The organism is Nostoc sp. NMS8 (genome assembly GCF_017115045.1).
Lineage (GTDB): Bacteria > Cyanobacteriota > Cyanobacteriia > Cyanobacteriales > Nostocaceae > Nostoc.
Genome location: NZ_JABXKK010000096.1, coordinates 76,341 through 91,139 on the forward strand (window position 1 = coordinate 76,341; position 14,799 = coordinate 91,139).

A 14,799-nucleotide genomic window follows, 5' to 3' on the forward strand; every position below is an offset into this window, starting at 1 on the left:
CTCAAAACAATGACCGCAAGTAGTCCCACGATTTTAGCCCTGGACTTTGATGGAGTGATTTGCGACGGACTAATTGAATATTTTGAGGTAGCATGGCGTACCTATTCTGAAATTTGGTCGTCTGCTAACGATACACCACCAGATGATTTAGCTTTGAGATTCTATCGTTTACGCCCTGTAATTGAAACTGGTTGGGAAATGCCTGTTTTAATCAAAGCCTTGATAGATGGAATTCCTGATGAAAATATTTTTCATCAATGGACAAGCATCGCCCCACAACTTTTGTTAGATGACAAGCTACAAGCAAGAGAAATTGCTGCGAAACTAGATCAGCAGCGAGATGAATGGATTACTACAGATTTAAGTGGTTGGCTGAGTCTACATAAATTTTATCCGGGTGTAGGAGAAAAAATAAAGTTAACTCTTGACAGTGGAGTTAAGCTATACATTGTGACAACTAAAGAAGGGCGTTTTGTGCAGCAATTATTGCAGCAAGAAGGGGTAAATTTACCACCGGAAGCAATTTTTGGTAAAGAAGTCAAGCGTCCTAAATATGAAATTTTGCGACAACTAATCCAGTCAGCAGATGACAAGCCAGTTAGTCTCTGGTTTGTAGAAGATAGACTCAAGGCATTACAGTTAGTCCAACAGCAAGCAGACCTTGAGGATGTGAAACTTTTCCTTGCAGACTGGGGCTATAATACCCAAGCAGAACGGGAATTTGCCCAAAATGATCCGCGAATTCAGTTGTTATCACTTTCTCAGTTTACTAAGGATTTCTCAGCTTGGCTTTAATCTATTAAACATCTAGTAAAAAAGAGACGTAGCAGTGCTACGTCTCTACAAAAGTTCTGGATAATGCATATTTAATTTCTGGTTATGTCTATTAAACCTTTTGCATAAATCACAAAATTTGAATCTTACCTCGCCAAAGCTATGCTTTGTCTCCCCTCCGCTTACTAAGGGGTAAGTGTTATGGACTTTTGCCACATATCTATTAAATAAAACTATGTGTTTTGTAAATTTAGGTGAAATAATAACTCATAACTATTCATTCCTCACTTAGCACTTAACTTTTATGCTTGACCTAACAAAACTAGCGCGACAAATGCAGGGTTTAAGTCAGCATCTTACTTTAGAAGCTGCTGCCAGTCGTCAGCGTTTAGAATTGGCGCAACAACATTTAAAAAATGCTTACGAGTCTCAACAAGATTTAATCGATCGCCAGGAAAAATGGCGCGATCGCATTCTCTTTGCTAATGCTACCCCAATCGAGCCGCTAGAAACCTGCATCGATATTCCAGTTCCCCCAAAAATTCATACTGTCATCGCTACCGATGGTTCTCAAATTGCCCCCAACCATCACGAAATTGCTTATTGTTATCTCCTAAATATCGGCAGAGTCGTCTTGCACTACGGACAAAATCGCCATCCGCTACTCGATAGTTTACCAGAGGTATTTTACCGTCCAGAAGATTTATATATGTCTCGGCAGTGGGGAATTAGAACTGAGGAATGGATGAGTTTTCGCCGCACAGCTTCCGAAGCAACAGTGTTAGCAGAACTGGCGTGTGATGCAGCGCAAAAGGAAACCCCAGCACTAGCAATGGTAGATGGTTCGCTAATTTACTGGTTTTTAGAACAGTTGCCGATGGATGCACGCGATCGCATTTTACCCCCCATTCTCGAAGCTTGGCAGCAAATGCGTGATGCTCAGATTCCGTTAATGGGCTATCTTAGCGCCTCTCGCAGCATCGAAACAATGAACTTTTTACGCTTGTTGGCTTGTCCTCATCCAGCACCAGACTGTAAAAGTCATTGCCCAAATCAGCTAGAAAAAGTACCTTGTAAAATTTTTGAACAGTTGCGAGATACTTCTGTTTGGGCAACTCGACTCAAGCCAGGACAACGCAGTACCTTATGGCGCAGTAATTCTCCCATTCTCGAACTTTACGGCGATCAAACAATTTACTTTTGCTACGTCCACGTTGGCACCGAAATCGCCCGCATCGAAATCCCGGCATGGGTGGCAGAGAATGCCACTATGTTAGATCAAGCACTGGGACTGATGTTAGCACAAGTGCAAAAAGGATACGGCTACCCTGTAGCGATCGCTGAAGCCCATAATCAAGCAGTAGTAAAAGGTGGCGATCGAGCGCGTTTCTTTGCCCTACTCGAACAACAAATGATTAAAGCTGGTTTAAAAAATGTGGGAACTTCCTACAAAGAAGCCAGAAAGCGCGGGAGTATTGCGTAGCCTTAATAATTGTTACATTTATTAAGCGAGTACTTCGCTGTTTAAGAACAATAACAGATAATTTTATCCACAGCGAATAATAGAGCATACAGTCCTCAATCTCTTGATCCGATATTTGCCTCAGAACCCTAACTTAAAATACCTCTTAATCTTGCCTGTTTCATCCAACCAGGAAATTCATTCAGGAGTCTTTCATACAACTGCTCATCAGTTATTTTTCCTAAATCATCTACATGAAAAAAATCAGCATTATCAACGATACGATCGCCCATTGTGTCTAATCTTTCTAAAATTCCATAGTTAGAACCACCCAAACCAACAAATTGCCAAAATATAGGAGATTTTGCTGCGTCAATAACACTATTTTTAATCCCTTGCTCATCAGTCACACCTCCATCGCTGAGAAACACAATCAATGTAGGCAGTTTACTAGGTTCTTCTTGAGTATACTTCTTGATTACATCTTTTATTACTAAAAGCTACAGGAACTATTCTTTCAAGAAATGCTTGGACTGCACCAGAATTATATTGATGGTTCATAGAGCCAGAAATATCTAAAACTAAAGCAACTCTTGCTACATTTTTACTAATTCCTTTCTTTTCTAGGACAATATCAACTTTGGCTTTTAACAGATTGATCTCAGCTTTTTTTGTGATGTCAATATAAGAAATTACTACAGGAATCTCGACTTTAGGCTTTACTTTGTTTTCTTCCTGTTTAGTTTCGACAATATATTTATCTACAAAACTTTGTAGTCCAGAACTATAGCCTTCTCCTACCGCTTGAAATCTCCATTCATTCTCCTTTTTATATAAGCGTCCAAATTCCAAAGCTGTCTCTTGAGAAAAAGCCTCTCTTAAGTTGTACCGAGCCAGAGAATTTCTATTTTCGTAATTGTAAATCTTGATGAAAGCATTTTTGATTTGGCTAAAGTTTTGATTTTTTTCTTGCCCTTGATGAATAGTGACAACAAAAACTATCTCCTGAATAGCTGGATTGATTTTTGCTAAATCAACATAAATCGTCTCATCATCTCCGTTACCTTCTCCAGTTCTATTATCTCCTGAGTGTCTTAAAGAACCATCGAGTGATTCCAAGTTATTGTAGAAGATAAAATATTTTTCATCGGGTATTTTACCATTTGCACCTAACATAAATACGGAAGCATCAATATCACAGATTTGACCAGCTTTATTTATTTGCCAACCTAAGCCAATAGCTACTTTCTTTAAATTTGGAGCTTCTTTAGAAAGATTAAACCTGCCACCTTTGCTTAATTCAATTTCCATTTCAGATACATCCTAATAAATTAAATTTTTGTTAACTAATTTATGAAAAAAAGGGGGTAATACTAATGAATACCCCCTTTTTATTACCTTCTGATATAGCTACTAAGCAGCGTATCGGTCTACAAAACTTTGTAGCCCTGATTTATAACCAGCCCCAACAGCTTGGAATCTCCATTCTCCATCTTTTCGATAAAGTTTACCAAACTCAATTGCGGTTTCTGTGGAGGCATCTTCATCTAATTCATACTTAGCAATCTGCTTTTCTGTGGCGTTGTCATAAATTCTGATAAACGAGTTTCTGACTTGCCCAAAGTTTTGCTTTCTTTGCTCTGCTTCATGAATAGTGACGACAAAAACTATTTCTTGAACTGAAATATCAACTTTGCTCAAATTAATTTGAGAATTAAGGGCTACTGGCAACAATTTTGGGTTTTCGAGATGCGATAAATCGCCGTCTCTATAAGTGTTTTGGGCTTATCTGAACTGTATTGTGATATAACCACCTTTTACCTACTACATAAAAAGGAGGCGGGAATCTTAAGCGAACTGTATTGGAGCTTATTCTCTCCACAGTGTCACTTGCTGTTTAAGTTCGCTCATATCCAAATAATCGTTAGCAAAAGCTTTCCATAAAAGTGGATGAGGAATAAAACTATCATATTTTTGAAGTTCTGGTGCTTCTGAAGTACTAACTAAATCTTCTGAAGTAATTCTTTGTTCACACAAGGAAGCAATTTCACGATAAATATATTTAAATTTATCCTTGCCTAATTTAAGTGTCAAATAATAGGGGTTTACTCCGTTTATACTTGTAATTTCCAATGATTCCCGGCAGTATGAATTGAGTAATCTTTCTAAGGTGCGATAAGCAATTGTACCCATCCAAGGAAAAATACAGCATTTACCTTTTTCTAGTTGCAAAATATTGTGCTTATCTAATCCAACCTGCTGCACCAATTGGCGAACTTTATGTAAACGTTGTAAAGCATTTTTTTGCAAATAACTATATTCAACATTCTCAAATAAAACTTGCTGCATTCGCTGTAAAACTTTGGTATGAATAGTACCACCACCACCACGCCAATAAATACTAGCTTTACCCTCAGCTTGTTTAACAAAAATAGCCTTCTTCTTAAAGTCAACTTCTACGACTTCCCAAGTTCTGCCAGCTAAAGCAAATTGATTGCCAATAGGAAGCGGCGTGACTATACTGCCAATTTCTGTTGCACCTTGCTTAACAATATATTCTTGTTGTTCAGCAAAGACGGCATAAAACTGAAATTTTCTCACTACCTTTTCTCCTGCCAAACCCAGAATTAATTTACCTTGTTCAGTATGCTGAATATGACCAATATTAATTAAATAGCGTAGTAATATTTGTAAATCTTCTTTAGAAATTGCAGCAAAGGGGGGCAGACTAAGAATTTGTTTAGCTAGGGCATTAGCTGAAATTTCACCTGCTGCTGTTAAAATACTCATTGTTTGATGATAAAGCAGACTCAAAGGATATTTTATTGGTCTAATTGGTTCAATCCATTGTTCCTCTAAATAAAGTTGAATTATCGCAATACACTGTAAAAGTTGCCAGGGGATTTGTTCTGGTAGAGAAGCTTCTGTTAATGGCTTATCTTCAGCGCAGACAAAGCGCATATCAGCAGCTTCACCTCTTCTACCACTGCGTCCCAAGCGCTGTAAAAAGCTAGCTACCGACAAGGGTGACTCTAACTGAATCACTCGCTCTAAATGACCGATATCTATGCCTAATTCTAGAGTCAAAGTGGCGGCAGTAACAGCTGGATTGTTAGGTTCACGCATGGCATTTTCAGCAGCTTGCCGCAAACTAGCAGAGATACTCCCATGATGCACATGATATATATCTGGTAGTCCTTGTTTTGTGGCAATTTTTCGCAAAGATGCGATTACAGATTCGGTACGTGTGCGATTATTAGCAAATATTAGACATTTGCGAGACTTGCTGAGGTTGAAAATATATTGTTCATCATCTGTTACCTCAGATTCATCAACTTCATCAGTAATATAAAAATGTTCTACAGCTAGTTTTATTTGGCGTTTTATACCATCAATTTTGGGTGTAATCACTGGCTTATCTGTTCCCGAACGCAACCACGCTTCAGCTATTGAGTAATCACCAAGAGTTGCCGACAAACCAATACGACGCGGTTGGGTTTGTGTCAACTTTGCTAAACGTTGTAATTGGCAAATGATTTGACAACCGCGTTCTGAACCCATAAAAGCATGAATTTCATCAATGATGACAAACCTTAAATCACCAAATAACCGAAGTAGGTCGTTATTTTTATTAATTAACAAACTTTCTAGAGATTCTGGGGTAATTTGAAGAATGCCTTGAGGATTCTTTAAAAGTTTGTTTTTTCTAGTTTGCGAAACATCGCCGTGCCAGTGCCAAACTGGAATATCTGCTTCTTTGAGTAAGTCGTTGAGACGCTCAAATTGATCGTTAATTAAAGCTTTGATTGGACTAATATATAATGCGCCAATTGTGGCAGAAGAGTTGGCATGTAATAGAGTCAAAACTGGTAGAAAAGCTGCTTCTGTTTTACCAGCAGCAGTTGCAGCAGTAACTAGTAAGTGAGCATTTGTGTCAAAGATAACTTGACAAGCGGCAATTTGAACTGGACGTAATTCAGTCCACTGGTGATGATAAATATATTCTTGGATGAAGGGTGCAAGTCGGCTAAAGGCATTGCTCATATTTTTTATGAATAAAGTGTTAATAACAGGTAATTAAGAATCGCTAGTATGACAGATGATAAATCAAACAACATCCTGATTTAATGAGAAGACATCTCCAGAAATTAAATATGCGTTACCCATAACCCTTGTAGAGACGTAGCAGTGCTACGTCTCTACATTCTTTTTCGGAGATGTTTAGAGTATTTTCAGTTTTTACTCCTATTGGCTCAAGGCAGATTAACATCTGTCAGTCAAACTGAAGTAATAAGGGCAAGTATATAATGAGGCAAAAACCATGAAGAAATATAAGGAAATATTACGAGTCATACTTGCTATATCTATTATTGTGGTTGGAGTGACACATTTTGTGATTCCAGAACCTTATGTCAAAATTATGCCACCACAGCTTCCTTACCCTTTAGGATTAGTTTATCTCAGTGGCTTTTATGAAATTTTGGGTGGTATTGGGTTATTAGTTCCGCCTGTAAGTCAAGCTGCTGCTTGGGGACTTATTGCTCTTTTTATTGCGGTTTTCCCTGCCAATATCAATATGGCGGTTAATCACATTCAGCTAGAACATATACCAAACTCTCCTTGGGTACACGTAGTTAGACTTCCCTTTCAAGCTGTTTTAATTGCTTGGGCTTGGTGGTATACGAAATCTTCGGTTGGGGAAAAACAAGCTTCTATCATTCCTAAGTCACTGATTCCTAAAGAACTAAAATCGAAATAAGTGCGTTTTTTATATTTGAATTATGCGCGTTGCAAATTTGTTTGGAATAACACTCTCATTAGCAATAGGCATCGGAGGAGTTACGCTTCCGGTGACTCAAGCTGTGCAGCTTAGAGATGGCCTAGTCTATTTTGTCCAACCGCCAAAACTTGTTAATGCGACAACTACTTATAAAGAGGTGAATGTTTGGGGCGCAACTTACTATTTCACCATTAATGTGCCGGAAAATGCTGGAGAATCGCTCCAGAAGGTAACGATCGCACAAAAAGAAGGATCGGAAAACATCCGCTACAATCTTGATGATACCCGCGCATTTGTCGGCACACGCGAGCGCAAAGAAACGCAACTGAAACTAGGTCCAGTCACAAACGACCGCGACACACGCACGGTTTCTGTAAACTTTGACCCGCCTGTAGCTCCAGGACAGACAATTACCATCGCCCTCCGCCCTTTAAGTAATCCCAGCTTTTCTGGTGTCTACTTATTAGGTGTTACAGCATTCCCTGTGGGTGAAAAATCTCACGGTCAATTTCTTGGCTTTGGACGGTTTCAGTTCTACAGCAATGGTAGAGGCTGGTGGTTTCCATAGAGAGAATGGGGAATAGACATCTCCAGAAATTAAATATGCGTTATCCAGAATCTTTGTAGAGACGTAGCACTGCTACGTCTCTACATTCTTTTTCGGAGATGTCTAATATTTTCTAAAAGTTGTGCTATAAAAACGGGCAAGAGTCTTAAACAATACGAAAGGTCTTAATATTAAGCTTTTTCGTTAAATACTTATGAGGATTCAGGAAAGATTAGCTGTATTTTTCCTGAGACGCTGGCGTATACTCTCATTTTTCGGTAAATGCGTAATTCTTACAGCAATGGAATCAAATGTTACTGTAAGCAATCAATACTTTAGCGTTTAATCATCAGTAATCTTTAAAAACCCCGAAAAAAATATGTTAAGTATTCCTATTAATCTAAATTTACCTCGTATACCCCATTTAATAACTGCTTTACCTGGGCCTCGCGCTCAAGCTATTGTACAACGCGATCGCGCTGTAACTTCTCCTTCTTATACCCGCGATTACCCGTTAGTTGTATCTCGCGGTCAGGGCTGTATGGTAGAAGATGTAGATGGCAATGTATTTTTAGATATGACCGCAGGTATTGCCGTTACCGCCACCGGACACGCTCACCCAGAAGTTGTCAAGGCAATTCAAGAACAATCGGCGCGGCTATTGCACATGTCAGGGACAGATTTTTATTATGAGCCGATGGTGGAACTAGCGGAACAATTAGCTATGCGCGCTCCTTTTCCCCAGCCACAGAGTAATGCTGTGTTTCCCGCAAAGATATTTTTTAGCAATTCTGGGGCAGAATCCAACGAAGGAGCAATTAAGCTAGCTCGATATTACACCAAGCGATCGCTAATTGTGGCATTTTTAGGTGCATTTCACGGACGCACTTATGGGGCAATGTCTCTCACGGGTTCCAAAGCAGTGCAGCGAGCTAATTTTGGGCCTTTAGTTTCTGGGGTAACTCATATTCCCTACGGCACTCACGCTAGCTTAGATTATCTGGAACAACAGCTATTTACGACGATTTTACCACCGCAAGAAGTAGCAGCGATCATCGTCGAACCGATTCAAGGAGAAGGTGGATATATCGTCCCCGAAGATGGTTTTTTGCAGCGGATTCGGGAGATATGCGATCGCCACGGTATTCTGATGGTAGTGGATGAAGTACAAGCGGGGATGGGGCGGACTGGTCGCTTATTTGCGATCGAGCATTGGGGCGTGATGCCTGATATCATTACCACAGCTAAAGGTATCGCCAGTGGTATGCCCTTGGGAGCGATACTTGCCAGACCAGAGTTAATGGCTTGGCCTCCAGGTTCTCACGCTACTACATTTGGCGGTAATCCCGTAGCTTGTGCTGCTGGTATTGCCACACTGCGACTCTTGGAAAGTGGTTTGATGACAAACGCTACCCAGATGGGCGAATTATTACAAGCTAGTCTTACCAAGTTGCATCAAAGATTTCCGAGAGTATCGCCGCCACGAGGTAAGGGTTTGATGGTAGCGGTGGATTTATTGGATAAAGTGGGTAATCTCGATCATAAATTACGCGATCGCATTATCCAAGAAGCTTTTTTACACGGTTTATTATTGCTAGGTTGCGGTAAAGCCGCAATTCGTTTCTGTCCCCCTCTAGTTATCGACAGCGACCAAATTCAGATAGCCCTTGAGATTATCAGCGAGATTTTAAGTTCTTAAAAAATTATAGGGACTGGGGATTGAGGACTGAAAAAAATTAGTTGAACCTTAATACTTAATTCAATCTCTAATTCCTAATCCCCAATCCCCAATCTCCAATCCCCAATTCATTATGAAACCCGAAATAACCCTGAATCTATGGAAATTACTTTGGCAAGAATACAGCGCCAGAGTAAATCATGCCCGTACTTACCAACAAATGATTACTGCTGCGGGTGGGACTGTCGCCAATGACCACATTGCCTTTCGGTCTTTGCGTTTATTAGTAGATACTCCACAGGGTCAATTTAACTTGGGAATTGACTACCTTGGACAACTTGCAGAAGCTTTGGGTTACGTGGCGGCTGGAGAGTATACTTTTGCTCAAACTCATTTGTACGCTCGTCATTATCGTCATCCGCAGCAAGAGGAATTTAACTTACCCAAGCTGTTTATCAGCGAGTTGATTGTCGATGAATTGCCTGCTAATATTGCCCAACTCATCTCTAAAACAGTATCTTCAATCCCAAAGGAACTGACCTCACCCCTGATTATTCTACAAAAACACAGGAATATTGAAACCATCGCCAAAGAACTCCAGCAAGTTTTTACCCGCCCTTGGCAACTTCCCCAGCGTTCTATTGTCGAAGAGGTGAATGAGGTTACTCAATATGGCGCTTGGGTGTTGCTGCACGGATATGCTGTCAACCATTTCACAGGCTACGTCAACGGCCAGAATACTCCAAAATATCCAGACATTGATACTACCGCCAGCGCTTTGGCTAACCTGGGCGTACCAATGAAAGCAGAGATAGAGGGAAATATTACTTGTGGTTTGCGGCAAACTGCAACTCAAGCAGTCACAGAAATGGTGACGGTATTAGATGATAACAGTGGTGCAGAAATTCAGATTCCTTGGACTTACGCCTATTATGAAATTGCCCAGCGCTATCTAGTAGAAGTGGAATCTGGAAAGCAGGTACTTTTTGATGCTTTTTTAGGAAGTAATGCCCAGCAATTGTTTGAAATGACTCGTCAAAGTAGGTAGGAAAGAAAAGTCACGTCGCAACTCTTGGAGACGTTACCCCGTAGCAAGATCCCCTACGGGGTACGCTGCATTCGCAATGACATTGTGTAATTAATTTTGTTTATCTACTTATCCGCATTACGAATTAAGCGCAGCACCACCAGCCTTAAACTTGGGATAAGCAATACGTTTGTGATGAAATTGCTGCCAAACTTCCACAAATATTTCAGCAATTTGTGACATTTCTTCCCGTGTTAGTCCTGAATCTACGAGTTGATTGTCTTGCCATTTGGCACGCAGGATGTTATTCAACATTGCTAAAGCTTGTTCGGTGGAGACATCTTTAAGTAATGGCTTCTTTCCCGGAGGTTTAGCTGATACTTGGAGCGATCGCAGCGCGGCTTCACAAGAATCTGCTAACATAACAATTCCTGTTTCCCGTGATTGCGGAATCGGCCCATCATAGCGAAAATCTGCGTCGTCTACTATTAAACTCGCATCTTCCTGAGCCATTTGCTGCGCTTGGTGATGAAAATAGGCAATCAGCATCGTTCCCTGATGCTCTGGAATAAAAGCTTGAATCGCTGTCGGTAAAAGGTGTTTACGCGCCATCACCAACCCTTCAGTTACGTGTTTTTTAATAATTTCTGCACTCTTCCAAGGGTCTTTAACCTCAGTATCATGTTTATTCGGCCCCCCCATTTGATTTTCAATAAAGCCAAGGGGGTCGTGCATTTTCCCAATATCATGATATAGTGTTCCAGCCCTAACCAGTTCAACATTGCATCCTAGTTCTTTCGCAGCAGCTTCGGCAAGGGTAGCCACAAGCAGCGTATGTTGAAAAGTTCCCGGAGTTTCAGTAGCAAGTCGTTTTAATAAAGGGCGGTTAGGGTTCGCTAACTCTGCTAGGCGGATTGGGGTAACTAAATCAAAAACTTTTTCAAGATAAGGACTCAAGCCCAAGGCGACAATACTCCAGCCTAAGCCGGATAAAGCAAACAATCCGGCTTCTTGGAGGACTATATACCAGGTTGAACCAAATGCTTGACCAATTAAGATTTTAACAACCAGATAAATACCACCTTGAGTTAAAGCGATCGCCACACCTAATAAGGCCAATTCTTCACGCGATCGCAATTGTTGGGCGACGTAACTACCTAATATTCCTCCCCCAACACCAGCTAAAAGGGCAGCCTTGCTCATCTCCAAACTAATGCCTAAGATCGGCAACAACAGTCCGACAACTGTTAACCCCAAAGTAGAGCCGTAGAAGCTTCCCAACAACAAACCAAGGGCACTCCAGGTAGTGTAAGGCAATCCGATCGCGATTACTCCGGGCACACTCAGAGTTAGCAGTAACACTAACAAGCGATCGCGTTGTCGCAATTCGTAATCGATATGCCGTTCTACCCAGACAAAAATGCCGATGGCGATCGCAATCACGCCTCCTAACTTCAGCAAATCCTGCCATTTTATCTGCCGATGAATCAGGTGATAATACTCCAGCACCTCAAAGTCCCATGCAGTAATCTGCGCTCCTTTTTTGACAATCACCTCACCATAACGTACCTTCTCCATCACAGGTGGTACACCAGCAGCAGCCTTTTGAGCGTTTTCTCTTGTTTGTTCTTCATCATTTTGCAGATTCGGCTTGAGTACAGCTAACAACAAGTTTTTGGCCAAAATTTCGGCGTCTTCTGGTACAAAGGTCTGCAATTGTAAACTCACCGCATCTTGTAAAATATTTTTTGGCAGTCCTTGTGGGATGCCTTGGGCAAGAATCCGCTCTGTAATTTGATGGATTCCCGTTTGGGTTTTTTCCCACTCCACATCTAACAAATCTAAAAGCAGGGATTCTTCGTATACTGCTTCTGGGTTAACAGTCTCTAACTGTAAAAGTTTGGCAGTGGCTTGGGTGTATCTTTGGCGTGCTTGGGAAATTAAGGCAATCAGTAAGGATAAGTTTTTCTCAGAAGTTGTGAGGCGGTAAGATTCTAGTTCTGCTACAGCTTGAGTAAAGTCAGTATTTTGAGACAAATCAACTGGTTCTGTCTTTTTTGAACTCTGTGAATCAGATTTGGGCGTTGTGCGCGCCTGGCGTTTCTGATTGGATGAAGTGGTAATTTGTCTTTTTGGTTTCTTCTGCTGATTTTTACTATTTTCTACAGTCAATAGTAGTGCTTGCCATTCCGATTCAGAACAAGAGCGGAGATAACGCTGGGTAGAAATGGATAAAACGACAGAATCAAAAAAAGGAAAAGCTCCAGCAACGGCGCGAATTTCGTTGCCATCATCTAAGAGTTGTTGCAAATTTTTATTGATTTCTTCATTCATTCGCGCATCAAGCATCAACACCTGTAAAGAGCTTTCACTAACGGCTTTGCGCTTGGCTTCTGTTTTTTTCTGATTTTCGATACTAGCTGTGTAAGGGGCTGTAATTGTCTGAGGCGCGGGATTTCCGACTTGGAGTTGCGTCTGATTGTATAATTTATTTCCAATAACGCCTGTTAGAGATACTATCGCGATCGCTAAAATTACCGAGTAACGCTGTTGATATGCCCAATCTAAACCGACTGCATAAATACTGCTCTGAGTTTTGACCGATTTTGCCTTTGGTTTTAGCCCTCTTTCTTGTTTTCGACGCTCGCTTTTGTGATTGGTTTTTGATAAAAACAGGACTATATTCTTGAGCATAGTCCTTAGAAGTTCCCTTCTATGGGTTTTACCTTTGGGACTTCTCATTAACTTTCCCTTACGGCGTAGTGCTGTATACTGTCGCCGCCAGTGAGTCAATTGCTGGTTCAAGAACTGCAAAAATTGCTGCATTTTCATTATCTCTGCCTGCAATTGCCGACTTTGATGGCTCAAAAAAAGACAATCATCAGGAAAGTTTACTCTGCGGCTACTGCAACTACGGTGGCGGGGCTTTTTTACTGCGGATTTGCCACAATAGCTAGCTACAGAATCAGTCTGAGGTTTGCTGAAAAATTATAGTATATGAGACTAATACACTGTGGCATCAGTTTGCTTACTTTTAAGAAGGGATTTAACCCCTTATCTCATTAATTGAGATTAACGCAATCGAATAACGCGAGGAGCTGCGTAAACTGAAAGCAGAGCCACCTCACATCCCTCCTCTGGATTTAAGGTAAAATTATACACTCCCGACCACACCGCCACAAATGCATCAGTCAATTCTAACATTTGGGAAAAACTATTTAGTCCCCATACTGGAGAATTACTCTGCAAGAGCAAGACTTGCCAATTTACAGGAATTCCACCGATACCGTTATATGCTCCTGATAAAGCACCAGTAATTGCGCCTGTAGCCTTTGAGCTTAGAGGCGTAGCATCTTGCACTTGAGAATTATCATTGTAAGTTGCCTGCAAAACTGCAAGGCGAAAGTCTTCTAAGGTACTCAAAAAGCAGTAAAATGCCATTGCAATAGTGTTACTGAGTTCTTCTTCCCTCGCAAACTCAGCTTGCACCCTTGACAATCCAACCCCTTGTTCTAATAAATTCTGGACTCTTAATAATTTTTTTGGTATTGATGTCGGTGTTTCTCCGATAAAAGCAATTGTTTGTGGTATTAGGGTTAAGGGGTCGAGTTTTTCAGTTAGGGCAAGAGCGATCGCATAAGCAACTGCGAGTGTTCCATCTCTTACTACTGGGTTATCTTCCCAGATATTTAGCACACATAGCAAGTTTTGCCTTAGCTTAATTGGATTTTCGTGAAAAAAGAGTGCTACTGGTAGTGTGGCAATAATTATTTTTACCGATATCTCATCAGTTGTAGCTAAATGAAGCGATTCTTCTTGCTGACGCCTTATCCAATCATCTAAATCTAATCTACCCAATGCAATCAAACTCTGAGTACCCGTAACCGCCATTTTGCCCAAATCTAGGCAATTCTGAAATTGGATTCCACCACAAGTTAAACTTTCCCCTAGAAACCCTCCGAGTAAAGTACCTTTAAACCGACTAATAGGAGAGTAACGCATACGATTTTGGATTTTAGATTCTAGAACTTAATCTAAAGTCTAAAATCTATAACTGATTTATCTTTCATCCTTTCTTAAATGATTAACTAATGCTTGTAATCCCAACAAATAACTTTGAATGCCAAAACCACTTATTTGTCCGATCGCAACTGGGGCGATGTACGAATGATGGCGAAAATCTTCCCGGCGGTAAATGTTACTCAGATGCACTTCTACTGTGGGTAAGTTAACACCAGCGATCGCATCTCGCAAGGCGACACTTGTGTGAGTATATGCGCCTGCATTAATCAGAATTCCCTGATACTCTCCTAATGCGCCATGAATAGTATCTACCAAAATTCCTTCATGATTTGACTGCACAGAAAAAACCTTCGCCTGTAACTTGAATGCTTCTTCTTCTAACAGGCGGTTAATTTCAGCTAGCGTCAAAGAACCATAAATTCCTGGTTCTCGCTGTCCTAGCAAATTTAAGTTTGGGCCATGCAGTACTAGAATGTTTAAGGATTGCAAAGTCGAGTTCAGCACTTTG

General features: G+C 40.8%; 13 protein-coding genes. 6 read left to right on the forward strand and 7 right to left on the reverse strand.

The annotated features are described in order from the left end of the window. Positions 1-9: 9 nt before the first annotated feature. A complete protein-coding gene (locus HWQ39_RS22345) occupies positions 10-795 on the forward strand; it encodes an HAD family hydrolase (RefSeq protein WP_292849683.1) in 786 nt (261 codons plus the stop codon). Positions 796-1,078: 283 nt separating this feature from the next. Beyond that, on the forward strand, positions 1,079-2,257 hold the full coding sequence (locus HWQ39_RS22350; protein WP_292849685.1) for a DNA double-strand break repair nuclease NurA: 1,179 nt from the start codon (positions 1,079-1,081) through the stop codon (positions 2,255-2,257). 128 nt (positions 2,258-2,385) lie between these two features. Here HWQ39_RS22350 and HWQ39_RS22355 read toward each other — a convergent pair whose 3' ends face one another. The 4 genes from HWQ39_RS22355 to HWQ39_RS22370 all read right to left on the reverse strand — a co-directional run bounded on the left by HWQ39_RS22355 (position 2,386) and on the right by HWQ39_RS22370 (position 6,280). Beyond that, positions 2,386-2,673: a VWA domain-containing protein gene (locus HWQ39_RS22355; RefSeq protein WP_292849687.1), complete on the reverse strand. Its 288-nt coding sequence runs from the start codon at positions 2,671-2,673 to the stop codon at positions 2,386-2,388. A gap of 13 nt (positions 2,674-2,686) precedes the next feature. Beyond that, on the reverse strand, positions 2,687-3,547 hold the full coding sequence (locus HWQ39_RS22360) for a TerD family protein (RefSeq protein ID WP_292849689.1): 861 nt from the start codon (positions 3,545-3,547) through the stop codon (positions 2,687-2,689). A 102-nt stretch (positions 3,548-3,649) separates the two neighbouring features. Then, complete coding sequence (locus HWQ39_RS22365; RefSeq protein WP_292849691.1) at positions 3,650-3,967, reverse strand: TerD family protein; 318 nt, start codon at positions 3,965-3,967, stop codon at positions 3,650-3,652. Positions 3,968-4,105: 138 nt separating this feature from the next. Further along, entirely contained in the window at positions 4,106-6,280 is a 2,175-nt protein-coding gene (locus HWQ39_RS22370) for a DEAD/DEAH box helicase (protein ID WP_292849693.1), read from the reverse strand. A 277-nt stretch (positions 6,281-6,557) separates the two neighbouring features. Between HWQ39_RS22370 and HWQ39_RS22375 the strand changes: the two genes are divergently transcribed. The 4 genes from HWQ39_RS22375 (at position 6,558) to HWQ39_RS22390 (ending at position 10,289) form a co-directional block, all read left to right on the forward strand. After that, positions 6,558-6,995 (forward strand): DoxX family protein, encoded by a 438-nt coding sequence (locus HWQ39_RS22375; RefSeq protein WP_292849695.1) that lies wholly within the window; start codon positions 6,558-6,560, stop codon positions 6,993-6,995. 22 nt (positions 6,996-7,017) lie between these two features. Continuing rightward, positions 7,018-7,584, forward strand: coding sequence for a DUF2808 domain-containing protein (locus tag HWQ39_RS22380; protein ID WP_292849697.1), 567 nt, complete (start codon positions 7,018-7,020; stop codon positions 7,582-7,584). 358 nt (positions 7,585-7,942) lie between these two features. Next, positions 7,943-9,262 carry an acetyl ornithine aminotransferase family protein gene (locus tag HWQ39_RS22385; RefSeq protein WP_292849699.1) on the forward strand — a complete coding sequence of 440 codons (1,320 nt, stop codon included), beginning with the start codon at positions 7,943-7,945 and terminating at the stop codon, positions 9,260-9,262. Positions 9,263-9,374: 112 nt separating this feature from the next. Next, complete coding sequence (locus HWQ39_RS22390) at positions 9,375-10,289, forward strand: DUF1338 domain-containing protein (RefSeq protein ID WP_292849701.1); 915 nt, start codon at positions 9,375-9,377, stop codon at positions 10,287-10,289. A gap of 117 nt (positions 10,290-10,406) precedes the next feature. On the opposite strand, the gene HWQ39_RS22395 is transcribed toward HWQ39_RS22390, so the two are convergent. From HWQ39_RS22395 to aroQ, 3 genes are all read right to left on the reverse strand, one after another. After that, on the reverse strand, positions 10,407-13,100 hold the full coding sequence (locus HWQ39_RS22395) for an HD family phosphohydrolase (protein WP_292849783.1): 2,694 nt from the start codon (positions 13,098-13,100) through the stop codon (positions 10,407-10,409). 240 nt (positions 13,101-13,340) lie between these two features. Further along, positions 13,341-14,270 carry an ADP-ribosylglycohydrolase family protein gene (locus HWQ39_RS22400; protein ID WP_292849703.1) on the reverse strand — a complete coding sequence of 310 codons (930 nt, stop codon included), beginning with the start codon at positions 14,268-14,270 and terminating at the stop codon, positions 13,341-13,343. Positions 14,271-14,327: 57 nt separating this feature from the next. Beyond that, positions 14,328-14,780 carry a type II 3-dehydroquinate dehydratase gene (aroQ, locus tag HWQ39_RS22405; protein ID WP_292849705.1) on the reverse strand — a complete coding sequence of 151 codons (453 nt, stop codon included), beginning with the start codon at positions 14,778-14,780 and terminating at the stop codon, positions 14,328-14,330. Positions 14,781-14,799 lie beyond the last annotated feature (19 nt).